Here is a 22,058-nt window from a genome sequence, read left to right as displayed (position 1 = left end):
ATCATTCGAGGGCGACTGCCACCATCACAACCTTACCTATCATCATTTGATAGATCTCTTCAGAATTCATGAATTTTTTAGATTCTGAAGTATTGGTTAACTTAGATTCAGGAATCTTGAGAGCACTATTTATTCGAGCAATGTGAATTGCAAAATTCACATCCTCGGGCGCCACACCATTCCCGCGCTTGATCTCATCGCTATTTAATTTACCCACGGTGATTCCAAGTAGATTTCCGAAGTGATCAAATACGGGGCCACCTGAATTTCCCTTGTTGATTTTGGCGGTCAACTGAAAGCTGCTGGGATCCTCACTAATACCAGTTGCCTTAGCGACAACCCCATTTGTAATCGAAGGTGTTGAGCTTCCGAGCACGTGCCAGAGTGGATAACCCATCACAACAACATCTCCACCTGCCTTTGCGCCCTGAAACTGAGAGCTAGAGATAGCATGTTCTTTTGGTAATGGGCTATCCAATTCCAATATCGCAATGTCATCTGCCTGCGACTTGTAAATAACCCTCGCCCTAGACATTTCACCGAGTCCATTGCGAACTGCAAAGTCCTTACCGCCCTCAATTACATGTCTATTTGTAATCACCTTTTTACCGCCATCAATAACAATTCCACTGCCACCACTAATTGGAGTGCCAGATGGGAAAGGAAAGCGATTGAAGTTTGATGGGACAGGTGGTGTCTCATACTCAGGAACGGCGCTTTGCTGCTTTTTATCAATAATGCTATCCGCATATTTAGGATGAGGCCGCTCTTCCACCGGAGGTCTTATGCCAATTTTGGGAGTGATATCTGGCTTAATTTCTCGCTTGGTAATCTTATCTTCTGGGACGGGCTCGATGATTGCAGGGGCATCTGGTGGCGGGGCAATGTTGGGTGCGCTCATCATTTTTTTGCCACTAAGTTTGTTGGCCACCAAAAGAGCTGATTGTGATTTTTCATAATCACCGGCCGCAGCGTATAACTTGGCTGCTTGCTGCTTTTCTTGAATAGCCAAATCCTTTTGTCCCAGTGCCAATAAAGTATCGCCAATTGCATCCTGAATAGCCCCGGAGCTAGGCACCAGCACCTGCTTTTGAGAAAGGAAGTTCATTGCCTCCTGAGCTTGACCTCTTTGCATATGAAGCTTAGCAATAGAAACAATTAACTTGTCAGACTTAGGATTTTTATCCAACAAATCTTGCAATCTTTTAGTTGCTGCAGCCGAATTACCAGTCACCTCATCACAGAGCGCCTCGTAGTAGGCAACATCAAATTGCCCTCTATCTTTAGGCGCCGCCTTTTGCAATACCCTTTTGGCCTCTTTAATATCGCCTAATTTAATATACGCATCCGCACTCAGAATAAGGGCCTGATAGCTTGCGGGGTTGTACTCAAGAGCAAAGTCGAAATACTTTAGAGCCTTCTGTGGTTGGTCTATGCCAAGATATATTTTTCCAAAAGCAATATTGAGATCAGAAATTTGCCCATCCGTTTTGGCATCAAATTTCCTTAAAGATTGAACCGCCTCCTTGTACATACCGGCATCAATATAGGCATATCCAGCACTTAATTGACTGGGCAAGGTCAACGGCCCTTTTGGCGCAGCGAAAACCGCCAAAGAGCACAAACTTGCAATCCCAACCAGTAAATTTAAATACTTCCTCATTTTTCTACCGCCACAATAAATTCTTTCTGTGATTTTCTTTGCATGTCATCCGCTATCAATAAAGTGATTCTGTGGATACCCACAGGTATATCGGCATTCGAGATAAATAAACTGTTATCCGATATCGTCGCCATTTTGAGTAAGCGCTCTGTGATGTCAAATTGCATACTTCCATAAAGCGCCTTAAATGAACCCCAGGCAATCTTTTGATTCTCAAAAGGCCTAAAGAAAACCTCTATTGGAAATGGTGCCTTTACTGTTTTTGTGACCTCGGGCTGAAAAATAATAATCTTGGGAGCCTTTGGATCCTCAATGAATCCTTCATTAGCACTAGTGGCCGAGATTTTTTGGTATTTGACATATTCTTCCTGACTCACCAATGGCTGGGCAGCCAAGTGAGTAGCAGTAAATAACAAGGTGGCCAGGATGAATATTGTCTTCATTTATTTTTGCGCTGATATGACTTTTTGATACGCCCCCGAGATTGCTGGGTTTTGTTGAACCCCTTTTCTCTGAGCCTCTTTAGTGACGCGCTCTGATGCATAAGCATGTAATTCTTGGGCTGTAATCTTTTGATCTTTGTTGAGATCGGCCTCACCCTCGAGACCGCGCATAATGAAGTAGGAGAAAAGACCATGGCCAATCTCGGCTGAAGAGATTGAAATCTGCGAGCCAGATGCAGCACTGAGAATAGTTGTATTTTGAGGAATATTTTCGTTTTCAGAATAGATAGCAATTGGGCGGGCGGCAGTCAACAGGGGTTTGCCGGTCTTGGTTACCCCCGAGTAACAGCTATCCATCACCAAGGTAATTGACTTTGGTTGATAACCATTAATGATTTTGATCAAACTATCATGAGCAATGGCCGTGTCTTCCAAAAGATCTACGTTCGCATCTAGCGGCAACAAATATCTTTTCTTGCCATCTGCAGAGGCTAGTCCATGGCCTGAATAAAAAATAATGACTTCTGTTTTTCCTTGATTAATCTCAGCGGGAAGCCAATTTCTTAAAGCAAGCAAGATATCCTTTCTTTTTGCAGAAGAACCACTCAGTAACTTAATTTTTTGAGCGTCAACACCTAAAGATTTGTTTGCATAGTCATAGAAGCTTCTAGCATCATGATCCGAGAAATCAGCACGTGGCAGCATTTCATAACCTTCTGCACCAATCACGATCGCAACAGCATCGCGCCTGACCGAGCTAGGAATTTTTGTGGGGTCTAGCTCAGGAAGTGCGTTTGATCCGCTGACCATATCCCTTCTTACCAAGATGTGTTGGTTATATATCGCCCCACTTTGACCTTCGGCATAAATTTCAATTTGGGTTTCGCCTACGGGTACATATCGGGTAATGCTGTAAGTACCGGTTGAGCTTGGTCCGATGTCTTTGTCACCCACCTTTAGCAATCTAATGGGGGTCTTATTTTCAGATGCAATCGTTAAAATTACTTTACCGCTGGCATCTGGCTTACCTGGATAAACATCCATCACCATTTCTTTTGGTGCGCCAAACTCTTTATTGAGCCTCATCAACTTCAAATTATTCAGAGCCAATGTTCTTGCTTCGTCATCCCCGGCCTGTCTAGCCGCCTTTTCTAGCCACTCTCTTGCCAAGCTTTGGTCTGCAGATACGCCCCTGCCATTTAAATAAGCCCAACCCAAATTATTTTGAGCCATGGCGTTGCCTTGATCAGCGGCTTTTTTCCACCAATACACCGCCTTCGATGGATTGGCCTCCACGCCTTTGCCCTCTGAATACATTGTTCCCAGGTTGACTTGTGCGCTAACATTTTTTGACTCTGCCGCTTTGAGCATCCATTTGGCAGATTTTTGTAAATCAACAGCAGAGCCTTGACCGCTAGCCTGTAGCGACATCGCTAAGTTATATTGGGCGCCGGCATTATTTTTATCTGCCGCCAACGAAAATAGTCTATTAGCCTCATCTAAATTTATCGCAACCCCAAGGCCTTTTTGGTAAAGATATCCAATTGCATTAAGGCACTCAGGATTCCCAATATTTGCCGCTTGAATACATTGCTCATAGGCATCCTTATAGTCCTGACGCATAAAGGCGCTTTTCGACTCAAGGTAACCCGCAATTCCATTGTGAGAATACATAGCAGCCACAATACCGGCGCTAACTACCACTATTTTTTTATACATAGAGACTCTCATTACTAGAACTCCATGCTTTTGACGTTACCAACACCACCCGATGGTGTGGTTGGTAATTTTTTAATCGCATTAGAAGATTCCGTCTCGATTGCGGGTGGGACCTGACTTGCCATCGGGTCTTTAATTTCTGCAACCGGAGTTTCCGGCACCTTTTTATCTGATAAAGCCCATATCAATAAACCGATAACAGCTGCAGCCCCGATCGCGATACCTACACCAGAACCACCTCCACCGCCTCCGCCGCCACCATCGCTACTGCTACTTTCAGTATCTGCGTACGCAGGGATGCATCCCAGCGAAAAGATGGCTATCAGAAAATGGACGAATATCTTCTTCATGTTTATGCTTTTTGGTTGATAGTTTTAACAACCCTATTTTTGCCCTCGTACATTAAGAATTTCTTAAGCTTATTAATTATTGCGGGAAATTTTCCCTCTTATTTAGATTATCAGAGGGAAAGTTTCCCTCGTCAAGCAAAATTCTGGTATATTTTCAAAAAATATGGGGATTTATGTGAGCGAAAAACTAAAAGCCGCTGTGGGGTTGATCTTGAGGCCCCTTTCAAAGCTTCTCATTCAAGGAGAGATTTCCTGCGCTCACGCAACAGAGATGCTCAAAACTTCACTTGTTCAAGTGGCATCGGAAAAGTTGATCGAACTAAACGAACCAATTACCGATACCAGAATTCATTTAATGACTGGGGTTCACAGAAAAGATGTCAAGCGAATCAAGGGGGCGCAAGGATCTGATCAGACTAAGCAGTCAAATATGCCCCTTACCTCTCAGGCACTTTCAAAATGGATTGGTGATCCACAGTTTTTAAATGCCGACGGATCACCGCGCCCACTAGAAAAGAAATCAAATGGGTCGCAGGACAGTTTCGATGACCTCATATATTCACTCAGCAAAGATGTCAGGTCAAAAGCCGTTCTAGATGAAATGATTTCTAGGAAGATGGTGGCGATTGACCGGTCAGGGCTAATAGCGCTGAATTTAGAAAATATTATTGCGAATCAACCTACGGATGAAGTCGCCCATTTTCTTGGGATGAATATTCATGATCACCTTGAGGTTGCTGTTGGCAATCTTACAAACCCCCATGCGCTTCAGCTAGAGCGCTCCGCCCACTACTTCGGACTCTCTGAATCTGCGGCCAAGGAACTAGAGGAATTTTCGAAGAAAGAAGGCATGAGAATCCTCATGGCTATTAATGAGAAAGCACAAGCACTCATCAAAGATCCAAGCAATCATGGTGCCTGGTCTACAAACTTTGGCGTCTATGCCTACAAAAAAGAAAAAGTAATGAAGAAAGATTCGAAATGATCCTGACAAAACTTCTAACAGTCGCCCTACTAGCAACTGTTCTAGCTCTAGGCATAGCCACCCAAAGCTTCGGAAATGAAAAAAATGGTGGCACTGGTGGTGGCATTGGAGGCACCGGATATACACAGACAAATAGCGATTTACTCGTCAATATGAGTAATGTTGCAGTAGCCCCCTGCGACAAGAAATCAAGCATAGGGTCGATTGCGATTGCTCAAGGAGCCTCCATCAAGTACAAACAGCATGAATTGATTTGCGAAGGCTTTCAAATTAAAACTCAAAAGGATGAATATGTAGTTGTCGAACTGCAAGACGGCGTAAAAATATCAATCTCAGGATCTGCAGAGCTGGTGTTTCAGCCCAATGAAGATGCCACTAATTTACAAAATCAAGTTCTTAAGCTAACGAATGGAAAAATCAGAGTGACGAGAAAAGAAGTGGGTGGTATTTCAACGGCGGTATTACTGAAAACTGCCAATTCAACAATTGAAGTTGCCGGATTAGATGCAGAAATTATTCTCAAACCAACGACGGATAAAAAATACTCAACTTATGTCCGCTCATACTCTGGGGTATCTTGGCTATCAATAGAAAACAAGAAGGTTGCCGTACCCATGGGATACATGGGATTTTCAAATGAAAATACTGAGCATCCAATTACTGAGGTTCGAAAGGATACCGGGCAACTTGGCGCTAGGATACCCATATAGATTTCATGGGCCAATTGGGAGGGATTGATGCCTAAAGCATCTTTGATGAATGTTGCAATTACTTGGTGCCCGAGGCCGGGCGAAGCGCTCTATATAAATCAACAACTTACATAGGGTTTTTCGGGAAATTGTCGGGATTTAATTTCAGAAATTTATCTTCGTTAAATTATATAAGTTATTGTTTATAAAGAATATTTTATATTCTATCAAAAATAGCTTCGTTGCCCCTTATGGGAATCAAGACATTAATTACAGCTTAACAAATCATCGGTTGCTAAAATAAGCCTGTATCTTGTGCAGAAAAACAGCGCCCACAGCATTTAATTAGTGACAGCACAAAGATAACCATTCAGAATAAGGCTCTAAGATTTATATGATGAGGCAAGCACCCGTACCACAACAAATTGCACCAAAGTGGATGGAGCAGCTTATCGCACTAGATAGTCGTAAATCATCTGAAAATACATTCCCTATAAGAAGAATAATTCAAGATGCTGAGCGAATTATTGCGAATTCTAATGACGGCCTGATCATTTTAAATAGCTACAAAACAATTATGTATGCCAACACAATCTTGGGCAGAGCAGAATTTGTAATAGATGCACATGAAAAAATAAAGTCTCTGAGTAACTCGCATGAATTAGACTTGATGTATGCAGGATTTTTGTGGAGACTAAAGGAAATTGACCGTCTTCGCACAACCCTAAATGATTTCGATTACACCCAAAAACTATCAGAAAACGACGTTGCTGTTTTACTATTTTTAAACATAAATATTGTGAATTTTTTTAAGTTAAGCGAAGTGAGGGAATACGTGGTTCACTCAAACCCTAGAATACAAACTTCTATATTCGGTGAACTTAGCACCAAGTTCACCGAACTAGCTAAACGCATGAGCTTATCTCAAAAAGATGTTGATCTAAGATATGACTTTGCATTGAATCATTTGATTTCAAAGGGTCACTCTCCTGAGCGTAATTTGGTTAGCTCAAATCCGAACGGATCAATTGCAATCCACTTTCAAATTGACGCTCCTTTGGATGAAAGAGTTGACCTTTCCTGGGAAATTGGTGAAAAGATAATTGAGGAATTTGGAGATGATACTCAATCCGATCTAATTACATTTGGAGTTTGTGGGCTACGGCAAACTATCTCTGATGCCAATTAAACCACTAGACTTTATAGAGTTTGCAGAAAGCCTACTCTCGAACCCTCTAAATGAAGCTGGGTTGCGATCTGCCATTAGTAGATCCTACTATGGAGCCTTTCTGCACACACAAGAGTATGTTGACGCTAAGCTCGCACCCATTTCAGCACTATCCGATGGAGTGGGTGTTCATGAAGCCCTAATTAGAAGATTAAGGGTTGAAAAAGCATTGAAATCTAGGTCTGCGGCCTACCAACTAACAGCTCTAAGAACAATGAGAGTGACGGCCGACTATAAAACCCTTGATGTATTTGAATTAGGTGATGCAGAAGAGGCAATTGCCAATTCTAAAAAGTTAATCTCTACTATCGACGAATTAACTAGCTAAGCATACTTAATACGCATCACATAGAAAGCCCCTATCGGGGCTTTTTTATTGCCCAACAAAATAGATAAATTAATAAGCATTTGAGTCGGGATTTTTATCGGGAAGTGAGTTCTAAAAGATTCCTTTTTGCAAGAATGTACCAGAACCATAAGACCGCAAACCCTTATGTTTACTGCATGTTACTTTTTAGTGGGAATTAAAAAGTAATCTTTGGTGCCCGAGGCCGGAATCGAACCGGCACGACTTTTTTGAGTCGGCAGATTTTAAATCTGCTGTGTCTACCGATTTCACCACTCGGGCTCGCACGAGCAATAAAGCCGTACTAAATAAATCAAGACAAGCAAAATTTTAACATGCGTGACCCATGGGTGGCGGGAAGCCTGCTTTCATTGAGGTTCGACTGCGCTTGAGCCAAACCCACTACACTATTCCCATGAAAATTCCCACCCCGAGCTCAGGCCTTAAAACCCTCTTCAAAGGCATCTTCTGGCTGGGTTCTACAGCCCTAGTTCTGGCTATCGCTGTCGGAATAATCTACTTACTCTCCGCTCAAACCAATCCCTCTGGTAAACGAGTGATTAAAAGCTTGGGCGATTCCGTTGTCATCACTTTTGACGAGAGCGACATACCCCATATTGAGGCAAAGAGCTCTACTGACGCACTCTTCGCTCTAGGGTACTTACATGCTAGTGAACGTTCCTGGCAAATGGAAATTAATCGTCGCCTAGCGAGTGGGCGCCTCTCTGAAATTCTTGGCAAAGAAACTGTAGCAATTGATCGCTTTATTCGTACGCTAGGTATTAAGCATGCAGCTGAAAAACAATTTGATCACTACCCCATTGCTACGAAGCGATTGCTGCAGTCTTATGCGGATGGAGTTAATGCGGGTAATGCGCACTTAGGTTGGGCGCTACCTGTTGAGTACTTTTTAACTGGCTCTAAGCCAGGACATTGGTCGCCTACTGATAGTGTGGCCTGGATGTTGATGATGGCACTTGATCTTGGCGGTAACTGGCATAAAGAATTGCAACGCCTGGAGCTATCGCAATTCTTAACAACCAAGCAAGTATGGGAAGTGATGCCAGCTTATACACCTGGTGAACCAGTGAGTCATGTTGACTTTGCCAAGATCTATCGCGATATCAATGTCTTTAATCCAAATCCACTCGCAAGAGATCAAAAATCCAATAAGCTTCCCGCTACCGAGCTGGTGCTCAATGAAATACCTGGCGGAAAAGACGGTATTGGCTCTAACAATTGGGCGTTAAGCGGCAAGCTAACTGCATCTGGCAAGCCCTTGCTAGCAAACGATCCTCACCTAGGCCTCTCTGCTCCTGCCATTTGGTATATGGCTCACTTAGAGGCGCCAGGCCTCAATGTCATTGGCGCTACCCTTCCCGGCGTTCCAGCAGTTGTTTTGGGTAGAACAGATAAGTTTGCTTGGAGCTTTACGAACACGGGTCCAGATGTTCAAGATTTATATATTGAGCAACTAGACCCCAAAAATCCTGGTGTCTATCGCGGCCCTGAGGGCCCACTCCCTTTTAAAGTTCGCCAAGAAATCATCGACGTCAAAGGCGAGCCTCCTTTACGTTTTTTAGTTAAAGAGACACGACACGGCCCTGTGATTTCCGAATCGTATGCACGAGCTAAACGGGCAATTGATACAGATCACTATGTCCTGGCATTACGCTGGACCGCCTTGGATGTTGAAAATCAATCTGTCGCTGGTTTGCTTGAGATGAACCATGCCAAAGATTTGGATACATTTAAGCAAGCGCTGCGCAAAAACTATGCACCCATGCAGAACGTGGTGATGGCAGATGTAGATGGAAATATTTCTTTTCAGGCGGCCGGCGTTGCACCCAAGCGCACCCTGCATCAAGGGTTATATGGTGTAGCCCCAGCACTGGGTTGGGAGAAGCAGTATGACTGGACCGGATATGTTCCATTCGACCAGCTGCTCAATAGAAATAATCCAGATAGCAATTGGATTACTACTGCCAACCAAAAAATATTGGCTAGCAACGATCCCAATCCATTAACGGGTGACTGGGAACTACCAACTCGCTACGACAGAATTGTGGATTTAATTAAAGGCAAATCAAGTCATGATCTTGCTTCTATGAAATCCATGCAGGCTGATACCGTCTCTTTAGGTGCCACACCATTATTAGACTTATTCAAATCTGCCCAATCAACACATCCGCTAGCTCAACAAGCTATCGAGCTCAGCAGAAACTTTGATGGCGATATGAGAATAGATAGCCCTGGTGCGCTCATTTTTAATGCCTGGGCCGATCAACTCACTCGCAAACTCTTTTCTCGCTTGAGCTATTTGTTTACAGAGAATTACGGCACGCGCAACTTCAGGCAAGCCCTGATACTGCAGTTACAAAACCCCGATAGTCTCTGGTGTAACGATCCCCAAACAGAGCAGATCGAGAGCTGTGCTGATGCCTCAAATGCTGCATTGGATAAAGCACTAGAACAACTGCGTTCGCAATTTGGCGGTAATCCAAAAAATTGGGCTTGGGGTAACGCGCATATCGCCGTCTCAGAACATCGCCCTTTAAGCAAGGTTCCGCTGATTGGAAGCCTCTTCAATTTAACCCAGCCATTTCCGGGGGATAGCTTCACGATTAATGTCGGGCGACTCGAGCTCCTTAGGGCTGAGAATCCCTTTGAAACCAAGCAGGCCCCCAGCCTGCGGACACTCTACGATCTTTCGGATTTAGAGCAATCCCTCTTTATTTATCAAACTGGGCAATCAGGCTGGGTACAAAGCAAGCTCTACCGAAATATGAGCGCACTCTGGGCTAAAAATGAATATCTCCCCCTCCAAATGAAGCCCCAAAAGATCAACCGACAGCTGAATCTGAATATTAAGGAAAAATAAGCTAGGGAGTTTAGAATGATTCTTGAGGTCTTACCTAAGTCTTATCCATTTAACCAATACGTCACACATCATGAAAAAAATACACGCACTCACTATCTTTACGGCCTTGACTCTGTTGCCACTTTCCAATAGCTTTGCTGCCTGGAAAGAGTTGGGCGCAAATGAGGTAATGGTGGTTTATGTAGATCTAGACACCATTAGTGATTCTGGCGAAAAAGCGCAAATTATGTCGATGTTGGATTTTAAAAAGCCAGGTGTGAATCCAAAAACAAAGCAGCCTGTTAACTCAATCATCGGCATCAATGAATACAACTGCCCCGCTATTAGCTACCGCCCAATTGAATACAAAGAGTTTGCTGGCAATAAGGGTACCGGCAAAGTAGTTTCTGATAACAAAACCCCGAATAGTGAATTCGAACCTGTTGTCAGTGAATCTTGGGCGGCCGGAGTCTTTAACGTTGTTTGCCAACGCAAATAAACCCATCTTCTTGACAGCTCAGCTAAGCAGGCCAAACCCATCGGGCTGGTCTGCTTTTTTCTTTTATACAAGCTTAACCATAGGCGGCATAGCCCTTTTCTTAGGTCTCGCTGGCTGTGCAGCACCACTTCTAGCCTTGGGTAGCTCTACGACTGCTGCCGCTAGCTCTGTAGGTACTGCAGCCGTCTCTGTAGCCGTTGCCAATCCCTCGACTGCAGCAAGCGCTATTTCTACCGCAACAACGGGGAAATCCCCTTTAGAGCATGCTGCCTCAGCAGCCACCAAACAAGACTGTAATTTTCTGAATGCCTTAGGATCAAAACCCATTTGCGTGGACATCCCCATTCCGGCAGTAAAAGATATGAGCGAACCCTATTTAGGCCCCGCCGATATCGCAATCCCCAAAGCCAAGCAATAGTCCGCAGGCTGAGGCCTCCTTTTTACGGCCCTTGCATAAGCAGTCTAAAATTGGGCCTTAAAAGCAATCTTTCCCGATATTGAAGCCATGACCTCAGAAAACTATTACCTCACACTTACCTGCCCTAACCGCCCAGGTATTGTTGCTGCTGTATCAACCTATATCTTTGAACTGGGTGGCGACATTGAAGAAGCCCAGCAATTTGATGACAAAGCTTCTAAGCGCTTCTTTATGCGTGTGAGTTTTAGTTGTAGTGCTGATGCCAAGACTCTGAGAGCGGGATTTGTAGATATTGCCAAACGCTTTGATCTCACCTGGGACCTGCGCGCTGTAAAGGATTTAAAGCGCGTGCTGATCATGGCATCAAAGTTGGACCACTGCTTAGTAGACTTACTCTATCGCTGGCGTATCGGCGAATTACCAATGGTTATTTGCGGGATCGTTTCTAATCACCCGCGCGAGGTTTATTCAAGCATTGATTTTGCAGACATTCCGTTTTATCACCTGCCTGTAACGCCGGAGACCAAACCAGCTCAAGAAGCCAAACTCTTAGAAATCGTTGCTGACTCAAAAGCGGATATGGTGATCTTAGCGCGCTATATGCAAATTCTCTCCGACGATTTGTCAACCAAGTTATCTGGTCGATGCATCAACGTTCATCATTCATTCCTGCCAAGCTTTAAGGGTGCGAAGCCCTATCATCAAGCGCATGCCCGCGGCATTAAGCTCATTGGCGCTACAGCGCACTTTGTCACGAGCGACTTAGATGAAGGTCCGATTATTGAGCAGGACGTTACTCGAGTTACCCATGGCGACAGTCCAGAAGATTTGGTTCGTAAGGGTCGCGATCTAGAGCGTACGGTACTATCCCGTGCCCTACGCTACTACTTGCATGACCGCGTGCTGATTAACGGCGCTACTTCTGTCGTCTTCTCTGATTAAGATGAAATACGGAGAACACATTAGATGATCTCCGGACTCGTCCAAATCCTCTTTTTTCAGAGTCTTGGTGAGCTGATCTCCAAGTTTGCTCTGCCTACCCTGCCGGGCCCTGTGATTGGCTTGGTGCTGCTGATACTCTGGCTAGTCTTCCGTAAAGGTATCAACCCTGAATTAGCTCTGGTTGCAGATGGCTTCATTCAGTATTTCGGCCTCTTGTTTGTGCCGGCAGCTGTTGGTGTGGTCTTGTTTTTGCCTCAGCTCAAAGCAAATGCCTTAGCTATTGTGAGTGCCCTAGTGGGTAGCGTAGTCCTCACGATTGCTGCCAGCGCCATCGTGGTGCGCTTTTTGAGCTCCAAGCTGGATGGGGCAAAACAGTGAGCGAAAAACATTCCATTGTCGAAATTTGGGTTTACCTCTCAGGTAGCCCTCTATTTGCCCTATTCATTACGCTAGCGGCTTATCAAACTGGACTCTGGGTTTACAAAACCACCAAGCAGAATCCCTTAGCCAATCCCGTTGCGATTGCCACCATCATTGTCGCTAGCGTCATTCAGTTTATCGAGATGCCTTACTCGACCTACTTCGAGGGCGCTCAATTTATTCACTTCCTACTGGGCTCTGCAACAGTGTCTCTGGCCATCCCCATCTATCGTGGATTAAATAGTTTGAAGGGTCGCTCTATCCCCTTACTTGCTTCTCTGATTGTTGGTGGACTTGTCTCTATTGTGAGCGCGGTGAATATTGCTAAATTATTCGGGGCTGACTCCAACATTACTGGTGCCATGTACCCCAAATCCGTGACCGCACCAATTGCTATGGGTATCGCAGAGCGAATTAGCGTATCCCCAACCTTGACTGCGATCTTTGCCGTAACCACTGGCATCCTCGGAGCCATTTTGGCGCCCTTTATTCTGAATGCCCTTGGTATGAAAGCGTGGTGGCAACGCGGGTTTGCAATTGGCATTGGAGCCCATGGGATTGGTACCTCTCGTGCGTTTAGCATTCATCCTGAGGCTGGGACTTACGCCAGCCTTGCCATGGGCATGAATGGTGTGATTAGCGCCGTAGCCATTCCGATTCTGTATCACCTGTTTAATAAATAAAGCACTCGTGAACAAAAATATCTTGGCTCGTCTGGCTTGGGGACTTTTCATTGCTTTATCAGCGGGATTAGCTAGCGCAGATGGAGATTGGCCCAAGAAACCCCTCGTTGCCATCTTGTCATTTCCAGCGGGTGGATCTACTGATATCTTTGCTCGGGCTGTTACTGCACCGCTAGGTGAGGCACTTGGGCAATCGATAGTCATTGAAAATAAGCCTGGTGCTGGGGGGATGATTGGGCTGAGTGCAGCTGCAAAAGCTGCTCCTGATGGTTACACCATTCATATTAGCGCCATGACCAACCAGGCGATTTCTCAAGCGCTGTTTAAAAATCCGCCGGCAGATTTGCGCAAAGACTTTGCGCCTGTAGCCCTCATCGGTACGGTGCCGCACCTGATTGTGATTAATCCCAGCGTTCCCGCCAAAACACTCCCGGAGCTGATTGCGTTTATTAAATCTAAGAATGGGAACTTCAATTACGCATCCCAAGGTAACGGCAGTCTCCCCCATCTGGAGTCCACTTTGTTTATGCAGCGCATTGGCGCTACTGGCACACATATTCCCTACAAAGGTAGTAGCTTTGCATTACCTGACTTAATAGCAGGCAATACCTCCATGATGTTTGATAGCGTGACCGCCTCCCTGCCCCATATTCAAAGTGGGAAGTTGCGCCCGATTGCCATTGCGGCAAGCGAGCGTTCACCACTAATGCCCAATGCTCCCACTTTGGGTCAAGATGGCATGAAGCAGTTTGATGTCGAAAACTTCTATGCAGTTTATGCCCCAAAGGGCACGCCACCAGCAATCATCTCCAAGATAGAAAAAGAGATTCGGAAAATCCTCACCAATCCAGACTTGAAGGCGCGCATGGCAGCCCAAGGAATACATCCCCAATTTGCGAACTCAGAGAGCCTCGCGCAAATCACCGATAGCGAGCACAGCAAATGGGAGAAAGTAGTAAAGTCTGCCAATATCAAAGTAGATTAATGCTTGCATTAATCATTCTTTAACACTTATTTAAATTACTCCAGACCTATGTTGATCTCCCCTCCCTTTGGTGGTGGCCGCGCCCCAGTACTTGCTAAGAATGCCGTTGCTAGCTCACAGCCATTAGCTACTCAAGCAGGTATTGAGGCATTGCAAAACGGGGGCAATGCTGTCGATGCGGCCTTGGCCACTGCGATCACACTCACCGTAGTTGAGCCCACCATGAATGGCTTAGGTGGTGATGGCTTTGCGCTCATCTGGGATGGTAAGAAACTCCATGGCATGAATGCCTCTGGTCGTGCACCCGCAGCCTGGACGCTGGAATATTTTTCTGGCAAAGCAGCAATGGATCTGATTGGCTGGAATACCGTGACCGTCCCTGGTATGGTGTCGGGATGGATTGAGCTGTCTCGTAAATTTGGTAAGTTGCCGTTTGCAGAGCTCTTTAAGCGCGCCATTGATTATGCGGAGAATGGTTTTCCAGTTTCACCTGTCGTCGCGCGCCAATGGCGTGAAGCCATTCCGATTCTTAAAAATCAAGCTGGCTTTAGTGAATCATTTTTAATTGATGGCAAAGCGCCGACTGCTGGTCAAATCTGGCGTTACCCTGCACAAGCCAAAACACTACGCGAAATAGCCGAGACCGAAGGTGAATCTTTTTACACCGGCACATTAGCCCAAAGCATGGTGGACTTTGCCCAGAGTACTGGTGGCTGCTTCACCATGTCAGACTTTGCCAATAATCAAACTGAATGGGTTGAGCCTCTGGCTTTTGACTATGGTGAGTACACCCTGCATGAGATCCCGCCCAATGGCTCCGGCATCGTAGCGCAAATGGCACTCGGTATTTTGCAAGCGGCGAATGTAAAACAATACCCTGCTAATTCTGCAAAGCGTATTCATTTACAAGTGGAAGCGATGCGTATTGCTTTTGCTGATGCATACGCACACGTATCTGATGCCAGCAGCATGAAAGTGCCGACAAGCGCTTTGCTTGATAGGGATTATTTAGCCAGCCGTGCCGCATTGATTAATCATCAACAGGCAGGTAGTTATGGCGCAGGAGATCCGCACTCCGGCGGCACGGTTTACCTTTGCGCCGCTGATGACGCTGGCATGATGATTTCGTATATTCAGTCGAACTTCAAAGGCTTTGGTTCTGGTGTAGTTGCTCCAGGCGGCATTGCCTTTCATAACCGCGGCATGAGCTTTAGCCTGGTCGATGGCCACCCCAATCAAGTAGCCCCAGGCAAGCGCCCTTTCCACACGATCATTCCGGCATTCCTGACCAAAGGCAATCAAGCGGCTATGGCATTTGGTGTGATGGGCGGCAATATGCAGCCCCAAGGACATATCCAGTTTGTAATGCGCTTTGTTGATGAGTACCTCAATCCACAAGCATGCTCAGACGCGCCACGCTGGAGAATCGATGATGTGGGCAAGCTCACGGTTGAGGCTTCAATGCCCGTAGCAGTCGTTGAGGGCTTAAAAGCCATGGGGCATGAGGTAACTATCATGCCAGCCAATAGCTTAGACTTTGGTAGTGCCCAAGCAATTGCGCTATTGGGAGAAGAAACTAAAGATGCTTATATCGCTGGAAGTGATCATCGTCGAGATGGGTTGGCGGCTGGTTTTTAATCGCGTTACATAAAAGCACATAGTTAGCTTGGATATAAACATGAGCATCAAGGGTGCGCAAGGCGCCCCTTTGGGCTGCCCTTGACGGAATGCCATCCCTGCCCATTCCAATACACAGAAAATGGGGTTATTTATCATAAATATGCATTTTTATTGACAATAAATTATAATATAAGCATTATTATTGACAACACTCGGTAAATTAAGGCTTTATGAGCACTTCCGTTGACAGTCTCCCGCTTCTCCTTTTCAGCTCGGCAGAAGATCAAGCAAATGCCCAGCGCATCTCTCGATTGGCAAGAGCTGGGTATTTACGCAAGATTCACGGTGGAATCTATACAAGTGACCTTGAAAGCCCTCTTGAACAAATCATTAGACCCAATTGGCACAAGATCGCAGAGTACCTCTATCCCAATGCAGTTATAGCTTACCGCTCTGCCCAATTAGGTATGCCAGATGATTTAGGTAATATTTTTCTTGTCCATGGCAAGCGCGTGCGTAGCCTTCAGCTTCCAGGTCTTACCTTAAATATTTTGCCAGGCACGCCTGCAATTGTGGGTCGTAGCCCGTCTGTGAATGACACTCCCTATGGAAAGCTGTTTGTCTCTTCAGAGGCAAGAAGACTTTTAGAAAATCTCTACACCGGCAAAGGCTCAGAGATTCGTACTATGGGTCGCCAGTGGGTTGAATCCCATCTGAGCAAGCTGTGCACCATTCGCGGTGAACACAAAATCAACGCCTTGCGTGATGATGCCAAGTCAATCGCTAGCGAATTGGGTTTAGATGTTCAGTTCAAAACCTTAACCAGGATCATTTCCGCTTTGATGCAAACTGGTAAAACGCGCTCATTACGCGCCGCCGATGCATTGGCTCGCGCCGCCGGAAAGCCTTATGACCCTGATCGCATTGAGATCTTTGAGAGTTTATTTTCTGCCTTAAGAAAGCCCTTCCCACTGATTGCAGATCCAGCAAAGACTGGGGTGAGCGCCTTTAATTTTGCTTTTTTTGAATCGTATTTTTCAAACTATATTGAAGGCACTACCTTTACCGTTGAAGAAGCTTCTGAAATTATTTTCGACGGCAAGATTATTCCCAAGCGCAATGAAGATTCTCACGATATTCTGGGTACCTTCAAGGCCATTATGGAGCAGCCCTTTCGATCAAAACTTCCTAGGAACGAGGATGAATTCTTGGCATGGTTACAGCAATGCAACCACCAAATATTGTCTAGTCGCCCAGATAAAAACCCAGGTCAATGGAAAGAACAAACCAATCAAGCTGGAAGCACAATCTTTGTTCACCCTGAATTAGTAAAGGGAACTTTGCGTGAAGGCTTTAAGCGAGTTGCGCTATTGGATGATGCTTTCGCGCGCGCCCTCATGGCCATGTTTGTCGTTACTGAGGTTCATCCATTTATGGATGGCAATGGTAGAACTGCGCGCCTGACCATGAATGCCTATCTAACCGAAGCTTCAGCCTGTCGCATCATTGTTCCCACCGGGTATCGCGAAGATTACTTGCTACCACTTAAGGCGCTGTCACAAAATAATGATCCAACCCCATTTGTACGCTCTATGACAAGGGCCTGGAACTGGACTGCTGGATTTAGCTATTCTGACTTTGCCAAGCTCTGGGAAAAAATGAAGGCTTGCAATGCATTTACAGACAATCCATCCCAATACCAATTGCTTGATCCGCACGATATCCAAGATCACTCATTTAACAAAATTAAAAACTGAACAAGAGGAAATTAATGCCTAGAAAAAGCAAGGAAGTTGCGATTGAAAATACCACCGAAGCCTGGGAAAACAGAAAATTGGGATGCGATGCAAGATTTGCAAAACCCCTAAATGCAGAATTGGGCACCAAAGTAGACAGGGCATTAGGCTTAGAAACAATCTCGATTCGCGTGGAAAAAGATTTAATCAAGTCCTTCAAGATCTTGGAAAAAAAATATAATATGGGGCATCAGCCCCTAATTCGGGAGGCCTTAAAACGCTTTATTAACTCCGAATTAAAGTAGCAGCTTAACTTGGCAAGCAGTTCAAGTAGAAGCGCTTCACCTCTTGATCGCAGCTCACATCCTTAGGCTGTATGGGTCGCTCTAAGGTGATACCTTCAATTGAGGTGCAGCGGCTTAAGGCTACATAGACCTGCCCTGACGCAAATGCACCTGACGACAGATCTACTTTGATCTTATCAAGCGTCTTGCCCTGGCTCTTATGAATGGTAACGGCCCAAGCTAACATCAAAGGAATTTGCACAAAAGTACCAATGATGTTTGGTGAGATTCTGCCAGACATCATGTCATGGTCGTAGCGATAAGACTCCCACTGATGGCCTTTGACTTCAACCGTGTTTGAGTATGGTCCGTTTTGCACCATTACCTTCACGGTATTGGGCAGTAACTCACGCACTACCCCAATAGTGCCATTCACCCAGCGCTTGGGGAAGTTGCTATCGGTTGCAGTAAACATCACTTTTGCACCAACCTTCAGGGTCAAATGATTGGGTGATGGAAGATTGCGGTCATCCACGTTGAACTTACCGGTGCTGTTACCCGTATAGACCTTGGCATCCGTGGTTAATGCGCGCAAGCCTGCGCCATTAATTTGATCAGCGCGTGCATTGGTTGTAGTTAAGGTGATGGTCTGCTCATCAGCCTCTTTTTTAGTTTCATAACAAACCGCATTGAGGGTATCAAGCGCTTCGTCAATATCTTGATTGATACGGATCTGATTAAGTAAGCCTGCAAAGTGTGCATCCTTTTGGCGGAAGATCTTGGACAACTCCACCATCGTGACATCTTTGCGATGCAGTGCCATAGCGCAGAAGAAATAAGGGCCCTCATAACCGCGCTCCGAAAGAACTTGCATATCCGCGTTAGAAACTACTGGGGGCAATTGGAATAAGTCCCCTACAAACATGACCTGAATGCCGCCAAATGGTTGGCTCTTGTGAGGACCATTAGCGCGTAGGAATAAATCCATGGCATCCACTACATCCGCTCTCACCATCGAGATCTCATCAATGATGAGTAAACGAATATCTTTATAGAGACGCTTATCTTTTAAGGGCTTGATATCTTCCTCAGGGAAGATCAAACGGGGCGGCAGGCGAAAGAAGGAATGAATAGTCACACCCTTCACCTGTAGCGCAGCTACACCTGTTGGAGCTACCACCACCACGTTGCCAGGAATGTTCTCGCGCAAATAACCAATTAAGGTTGTCTTGCCCGTACCCGCCTTACCGCTGACAAAGATATAGGGATCGCGACGCTCGATGGCATCAATGACCGCCTGATATTCAGCCGTGATTTCAATTTGGAGGGGGTCAACTACAGGAGTGGTCATCTGCTATTGTTTCACGGTATCAGCTACACAACGAAATCCAATGTAAACCACTCCAATGTCGGTTGGTTTAGACTCGACATCAGACTCTTTCTGCCTTTCAGGCCCGTACCACCAAGAAGCACCGCGGGTGATGTAACCACCATTGCGCTCGGTTGCAGTCCACCCCCATACATTGCCGCCCATATCGAGCAAACCATTCACACCTGGATTAGTGCTGCCAGCAGGCACATGTCCTGTGCCACGATTCAGAGCGCCTGCAGGTGCAACACCCTGGTAATCACCACAACCACTTAAGCAGTGTGAAACAACGGGTGTGTTGCCGCCCGGAAATGCATAGCGCTGTCCTTGAGTAAAACCTTCGGGCGGATTGGCTCTTTGTTCTACAAAAGCCGCACTAATCCACTCATCATTGGTAGGCAAGCGTTTGCCATAAAACTGGCAGACTGATTGTGCCTCTGCTTGATTGAGGTGCACCGCTGGCTCACTACTTTTTGCAGGAGCGCCGTAAGGGGTTTTCCAGGTCCAGCCCGACTTCTTCACAAAGCCCGCCTCGTAAGAGAGACCGCCGCCATTTTTTTCGGTCTGACTGACAAATCCTGTGGCATCAGCAAAGGTTTTTACGTCAGCAATTGTCCTCTCAGTTTGATCCCAAGTTAGATTGCTAACTTTTATTACGGGAATAGTAGATACGGGAGCGCTATTAGAAGCTGAAGGTCTCAACATGAAATACAGTGCAATGACTGAAAGCAGAACACCAAAAATGATTTGGAGAATGTCGAATTTTTTCATGGGAAAAATCTAAAAAAATAAAAGGCTCCGCGAAGGGAGCCTTAGGATACTGCAATATTCGGTGGGGCGAACGACGGGGCTCGAACCCGCGACAACCAGAATCACAATCTGGTTAGGCAAGTCATATTCTATAAGCCTCTCCCGTCTTTTTCGGGAATTATTTTATAAATAGCACCCATATAGAATAAGGCTCTCACGTTCGCTATTCCCAAAAAAATAATCAGATATTGAAGGTTTCTATTGCGTAAGAAGGCGGCTTACATAAGGCCGTCAATCTGACATATTTATCCAGTTTACTCATACGGCAGTTATAAGCTGTATAGCAGTCACTCGCTTCACTTAGTACCCGCTGGTATCTATCTAAGCCAATAAGCATTGCTCACAAGTCCAACCTTATCGCCTTTGGAAAATGATTAATTCCGTTGGTTGGAAAGTGTGGCATATATTCTTCTAGCAACAAAGCAACTGCTTTTGATTGGACTAGGTCCCTTGGTTTTTTTGTCGGATCACGATCTACTCGTTGCGAAAGCCAATTCTTATAAATCACAAATGCCCTTGGATCGACTGTTACCATGCGTGCAAATTTCCCATTCGCAGAAATAACAGTTTGAGTAAATTTGGGAGCACTTAACAACCAATCAATATTCGGAGCCTCCACAGCCCAAAAATCATCTGGATTTTTAAACAGTTGCAGAGATTCTGGCTTGCGCTTTCGATTCCCAGAATGCAGCAAATCAACCATGAAGCCCGTTTGATTAATTGCCGTATAACGTTGGTCTTCAAGCAATTCAAAGCTTTTGTCAGCCTTCTTTAAGATCCCCAAAAAGCCATGCTCTTTAATATTTTCGGTAACAGCAATTTGAATGGACTTTCTCGAATCCCACAACATATCCAAATCTGCAGTTGCAGTAATTTTGTCCTCAAAGCGAACACCGCAATGAGTCTCATAGGCGTAAAGTGCATTGGTTCCAATAATCATGAAGTGCTCACCAAGGCCTTGCTCACCTAAAGCGCTCAAGATTTCAACAATCAAATTCGGAGTGCGCCCAGCGCCATAGACTCTATTAATTGCCACCGCTTCCTTTAAGGCCGCTAAAGTGCCAAGCCAATTTTGATGGGCCCCTTCTTTAGCACGCATAAATTGACCAAAAATGGCCTCTGTCTTTGCGTTGCGAGGCCCCATCCCAGTTTGATTCCCACGAGCTGACGTTTTGACCAAGTAATCTTTGCCATTTTGTGAGCGCCAAATCATCGAGCCTGCATGGGCTACTTGGCGCTGACGAGCTTGAATATAGGCCCGATAAAGCTGGTCAGAATTAGTAATCTGCTTGAGCTGATTTTCGTTAAGCTCTTTGAATTCGGTCATTTTTTCAACATAAATTGTGTTTTTTCTATTTTATATTGAAAAAACATATAAATCAATGACTTAAATAAATCCACTTGCCGACGCTCACCAATCAATAGCTTTATCGTCCTGTCGTCATCCGCTACCCGATCCTAATGAATCCATTTAATAGAATTTAAATCAGGCCGCTTTAGCATGTTAAGCAGACTCTCATGCTTATTAGTCCCCGCAGACAAATATCGACCCACAAGCGACGGTGACACCAACTTACTACCGACCGCTTTAAGCCTTCTGCCCTGCGCCTAAAACCAAATCAAAACTAAAAGTCGAACCTTGGCCCTCGGTACTGTTGATGATGAGTTTGCTGCCCATTAGCTCTAAGAGTTGATTACTAATAGACAAGCCTAGCTCCACCCTCATCTGCACTTGCAGTGAGAGACTGTACAACTGGCTTGGGCAATATCCCAAGCTGGATGTAGTTGTTAAGGGTGGCGCGCGATATGCCTGTTTGGTCTATCAGCGCTTTGCTAGAAATCATCGATCTATCTGTCCAATTTAAAAAAGTGATGGCCGGGGGGGGTAATACCCCCGCCCCTTAACCTGAGTTAAAAGTAGAATTTCTAAGTTGTTTGATTTAAAGGAAATTCTATGAAAACCTCCCGCTTTACCGATAGCCAAATCATGGCCATCCTCAAACAAGCCG

At 45.4% G+C, this 22,058-nt stretch carries 21 protein-coding genes and 1 tRNA gene; 14 read left to right on the top strand and 8 right to left on the bottom strand.

Features of this window, described 5'->3' with window-relative positions; genetic code table 11:
* Position 1: 1 nt before the first annotated feature.
* From ICN12_RS09330 to ICN12_RS09315, 4 genes are read right to left on the bottom strand one after another with little or no spacing between them, the layout of a single operon-like run.
* On the bottom strand, positions 2–1,663 hold the full coding sequence (locus ICN12_RS09330; RefSeq protein WP_216272233.1) for a trypsin-like peptidase domain-containing protein: 1,662 nt from the start codon (positions 1,661–1,663) through the stop codon (positions 2–4).
* Positions 1,660–2,106 (bottom strand): hypothetical protein, encoded by a 447-nt coding sequence (locus tag ICN12_RS09325; RefSeq protein ID WP_216272232.1) that lies wholly within the window; start codon positions 2,104–2,106, stop codon positions 1,660–1,662. The genes ICN12_RS09330 and ICN12_RS09325 overlap by 4 nt, the downstream gene beginning before the upstream one ends.
* On the bottom strand, positions 2,107–3,825 hold the full coding sequence (locus tag ICN12_RS09320; protein ID WP_216272231.1) for a caspase family protein: 1,719 nt from the start codon (positions 3,823–3,825) through the stop codon (positions 2,107–2,109).
* A gap of 14 nt (positions 3,826–3,839) precedes the next feature.
* Positions 3,840–4,175: a hypothetical protein gene (locus ICN12_RS09315; RefSeq protein ID WP_216272230.1), complete on the bottom strand. Its 336-nt coding sequence runs from the start codon at positions 4,173–4,175 to the stop codon at positions 3,840–3,842.
* Between the two features lie 175 nt (positions 4,176–4,350).
* Between ICN12_RS09315 and ICN12_RS09310 the strand changes: the two genes are divergently transcribed.
* The 4 genes from ICN12_RS09310 (at position 4,351) to ICN12_RS09295 (ending at position 7,405) form a co-directional block, all read left to right on the top strand.
* A complete protein-coding gene (locus ICN12_RS09310) occupies positions 4,351–5,160 on the top strand; it encodes a DUF6502 family protein (protein ID WP_216272229.1) in 810 nt (269 codons plus the stop codon).
* Positions 5,157–5,870 carry a FecR domain-containing protein gene (locus ICN12_RS09305; protein ID WP_216272228.1) on the top strand — a complete coding sequence of 238 codons (714 nt, stop codon included), beginning with the start codon at positions 5,157–5,159 and terminating at the stop codon, positions 5,868–5,870. Before ICN12_RS09310 ends, ICN12_RS09305 begins: the two co-directional genes overlap by 4 nt.
* A gap of 373 nt (positions 5,871–6,243) precedes the next feature.
* A complete protein-coding gene (locus ICN12_RS09300; RefSeq protein WP_216272227.1) occupies positions 6,244–7,038 on the top strand; it encodes a hypothetical protein in 795 nt (264 codons plus the stop codon).
* The gene (locus tag ICN12_RS09295) at positions 7,028–7,405 is read left to right on the top strand and encodes a HEPN domain-containing protein (protein ID WP_216272226.1); all 378 of its coding nucleotides are present in this window, start codon (positions 7,028–7,030) and stop codon (positions 7,403–7,405) included. Before ICN12_RS09300 ends, ICN12_RS09295 begins: the two co-directional genes overlap by 11 nt.
* A gap of 211 nt (positions 7,406–7,616) precedes the next feature.
* Here ICN12_RS09295 and ICN12_RS09290 read toward each other — a convergent pair.
* Positions 7,617–7,705 (bottom strand) — tRNA-Leu (locus ICN12_RS09290).
* A gap of 133 nt (positions 7,706–7,838) precedes the next feature.
* Between ICN12_RS09290 and ICN12_RS09285 the strand changes: the two genes are divergently transcribed.
* From ICN12_RS09285 to ICN12_RS09240, 10 genes are all read left to right on the top strand, one after another.
* Positions 7,839–10,304, top strand: a complete 2,466-nt coding sequence (locus tag ICN12_RS09285) for a penicillin acylase family protein (protein ID WP_216272225.1) — start codon at positions 7,839–7,841, stop codon at positions 10,302–10,304.
* 70 nt (positions 10,305–10,374) lie between these two features.
* Entirely contained in the window at positions 10,375–10,782 is a 408-nt protein-coding gene (locus ICN12_RS09280; protein ID WP_216272224.1) for a surface-adhesin E family protein, read from the top strand.
* A 10-nt stretch (positions 10,783–10,792) separates the two neighbouring features.
* Positions 10,793–11,200: a hypothetical protein gene (locus ICN12_RS09275; protein ID WP_216272223.1), complete on the top strand. Its 408-nt coding sequence runs from the start codon at positions 10,793–10,795 to the stop codon at positions 11,198–11,200.
* Between the two features lie 87 nt (positions 11,201–11,287).
* Positions 11,288–12,142 (top strand): formyltetrahydrofolate deformylase, encoded by an 855-nt coding sequence (gene purU / locus ICN12_RS09270; protein ID WP_216272222.1) that lies wholly within the window; start codon positions 11,288–11,290, stop codon positions 12,140–12,142.
* Between the two features lie 24 nt (positions 12,143–12,166).
* Positions 12,167–12,520 (top strand): CidA/LrgA family protein, encoded by a 354-nt coding sequence (locus ICN12_RS09265; protein ID WP_216272221.1) that lies wholly within the window; start codon positions 12,167–12,169, stop codon positions 12,518–12,520.
* Positions 12,517–13,245 (top strand): LrgB family protein, encoded by a 729-nt coding sequence (locus tag ICN12_RS09260; RefSeq protein WP_216272220.1) that lies wholly within the window; start codon positions 12,517–12,519, stop codon positions 13,243–13,245. Before ICN12_RS09265 ends, ICN12_RS09260 begins: the two co-directional genes overlap by 4 nt.
* 7 nt (positions 13,246–13,252) lie before the next feature.
* Positions 13,253–14,230, top strand: coding sequence for a Bug family tripartite tricarboxylate transporter substrate binding protein (locus tag ICN12_RS09255; RefSeq protein WP_370625010.1), 978 nt, complete (start codon positions 13,253–13,255; stop codon positions 14,228–14,230).
* 48 nt (positions 14,231–14,278) lie between these two features.
* Positions 14,279–15,868, top strand: a complete 1,590-nt coding sequence (locus ICN12_RS09250) for a gamma-glutamyltransferase family protein (RefSeq protein WP_216272219.1) — start codon at positions 14,279–14,281, stop codon at positions 15,866–15,868.
* Between the two features lie 212 nt (positions 15,869–16,080).
* The gene (locus ICN12_RS09245) at positions 16,081–17,607 is read left to right on the top strand and encodes a Fic family protein (RefSeq protein WP_216272218.1); all 1,527 of its coding nucleotides are present in this window, start codon (positions 16,081–16,083) and stop codon (positions 17,605–17,607) included.
* Between the two features lie 14 nt (positions 17,608–17,621).
* Positions 17,622–17,891, top strand: coding sequence for a hypothetical protein (locus tag ICN12_RS09240; RefSeq protein ID WP_216272217.1), 270 nt, complete (start codon positions 17,622–17,624; stop codon positions 17,889–17,891).
* Between the two features lie 4 nt (positions 17,892–17,895).
* Here ICN12_RS09240 and ICN12_RS09235 read toward each other — a convergent pair whose 3' ends face one another.
* The 3 genes from ICN12_RS09235 to ICN12_RS09225 form a co-directional block, all read right to left on the bottom strand.
* Positions 17,896–19,221: an ATP-dependent DNA helicase gene (locus tag ICN12_RS09235; protein WP_216272216.1), complete on the bottom strand. Its 1,326-nt coding sequence runs from the start codon at positions 19,219–19,221 to the stop codon at positions 17,896–17,898.
* A gap of 3 nt (positions 19,222–19,224) precedes the next feature.
* Positions 19,225–20,010 carry a formylglycine-generating enzyme family protein gene (locus tag ICN12_RS09230; RefSeq protein ID WP_216272215.1) on the bottom strand — a complete coding sequence of 262 codons (786 nt, stop codon included), beginning with the start codon at positions 20,008–20,010 and terminating at the stop codon, positions 19,225–19,227.
* Positions 20,011–20,389: 379 nt separating this feature from the next.
* Complete coding sequence (locus ICN12_RS09225; RefSeq protein WP_216272214.1) at positions 20,390–21,376, bottom strand: GSU2403 family nucleotidyltransferase fold protein; 987 nt, start codon at positions 21,374–21,376, stop codon at positions 20,390–20,392.
* Positions 21,377–22,058: the final 682 nt, after the last annotated feature.

This window comes from Polynucleobacter sp. AM-25C3 (assembly GCF_018882335.1).
Classification (GTDB): Bacteria; Pseudomonadota; Gammaproteobacteria; order Burkholderiales; family Burkholderiaceae; genus Polynucleobacter.
The sequence above is the reverse complement of the archived record's forward strand: the minus strand, read 5'-3'. Positions and strand labels throughout refer to the sequence as shown.

Coding starts and splice junctions, on each gene's coding strand:
- ICN12_RS09280 (WP_216272224.1), top strand. CDS start 10,375: ATGAAAAAAATACACGCACTCACTATCTTTACGGCCTTGACTCTGTTG.
- ICN12_RS09240 (WP_216272217.1), top strand. CDS start 17,622: ATGCCTAGAAAAAGCAAGGAAGTTGCGATTGAAAATACCACCGAAGCC.
- ICN12_RS09250 (WP_216272219.1), top strand. CDS start 14,279: ATGTTGATCTCCCCTCCCTTTGGTGGTGGCCGCGCCCCAGTACTTGCT.
- ICN12_RS09225 (WP_216272214.1), bottom strand. CDS start 21,376: ATGACCGAATTCAAAGAGCTTAACGAAAATCAGCTCAAGCAGATTACT.
- ICN12_RS09315 (WP_216272230.1), bottom strand. CDS start 4,175: ATGAAGAAGATATTCGTCCATTTTCTGATAGCCATCTTTTCGCTGGGA.
- ICN12_RS09265 (WP_216272221.1), top strand. CDS start 12,167: ATGATCTCCGGACTCGTCCAAATCCTCTTTTTTCAGAGTCTTGGTGAG.
- ICN12_RS09330 (WP_216272233.1), bottom strand. CDS start 1,663: ATGAGGAAGTATTTAAATTTACTGGTTGGGATTGCAAGTTTGTGCTCT.
- ICN12_RS09320 (WP_216272231.1), bottom strand. CDS start 3,825: ATGTATAAAAAAATAGTGGTAGTTAGCGCCGGTATTGTGGCTGCTATG.
- ICN12_RS09325 (WP_216272232.1), bottom strand. CDS start 2,106: ATGAAGACAATATTCATCCTGGCCACCTTGTTATTTACTGCTACTCAC.
- ICN12_RS09295 (WP_216272226.1), top strand. CDS start 7,028: ATGCCAATTAAACCACTAGACTTTATAGAGTTTGCAGAAAGCCTACTC.
- ICN12_RS09285 (WP_216272225.1), top strand. CDS start 7,839: ATGAAAATTCCCACCCCGAGCTCAGGCCTTAAAACCCTCTTCAAAGGC.
- purU (WP_216272222.1), top strand. CDS start 11,288: ATGACCTCAGAAAACTATTACCTCACACTTACCTGCCCTAACCGCCCA.
- ICN12_RS09235 (WP_216272216.1), bottom strand. CDS start 19,221: ATGACCACTCCTGTAGTTGACCCCCTCCAAATTGAAATCACGGCTGAA.
- ICN12_RS09230 (WP_216272215.1), bottom strand. CDS start 20,010: ATGAAAAAATTCGACATTCTCCAAATCATTTTTGGTGTTCTGCTTTCA.
- ICN12_RS09245 (WP_216272218.1), top strand. CDS start 16,081: ATGAGCACTTCCGTTGACAGTCTCCCGCTTCTCCTTTTCAGCTCGGCA.
- ICN12_RS09300 (WP_216272227.1), top strand. CDS start 6,244: ATGATGAGGCAAGCACCCGTACCACAACAAATTGCACCAAAGTGGATG.
- ICN12_RS09305 (WP_216272228.1), top strand. CDS start 5,157: ATGATCCTGACAAAACTTCTAACAGTCGCCCTACTAGCAACTGTTCTA.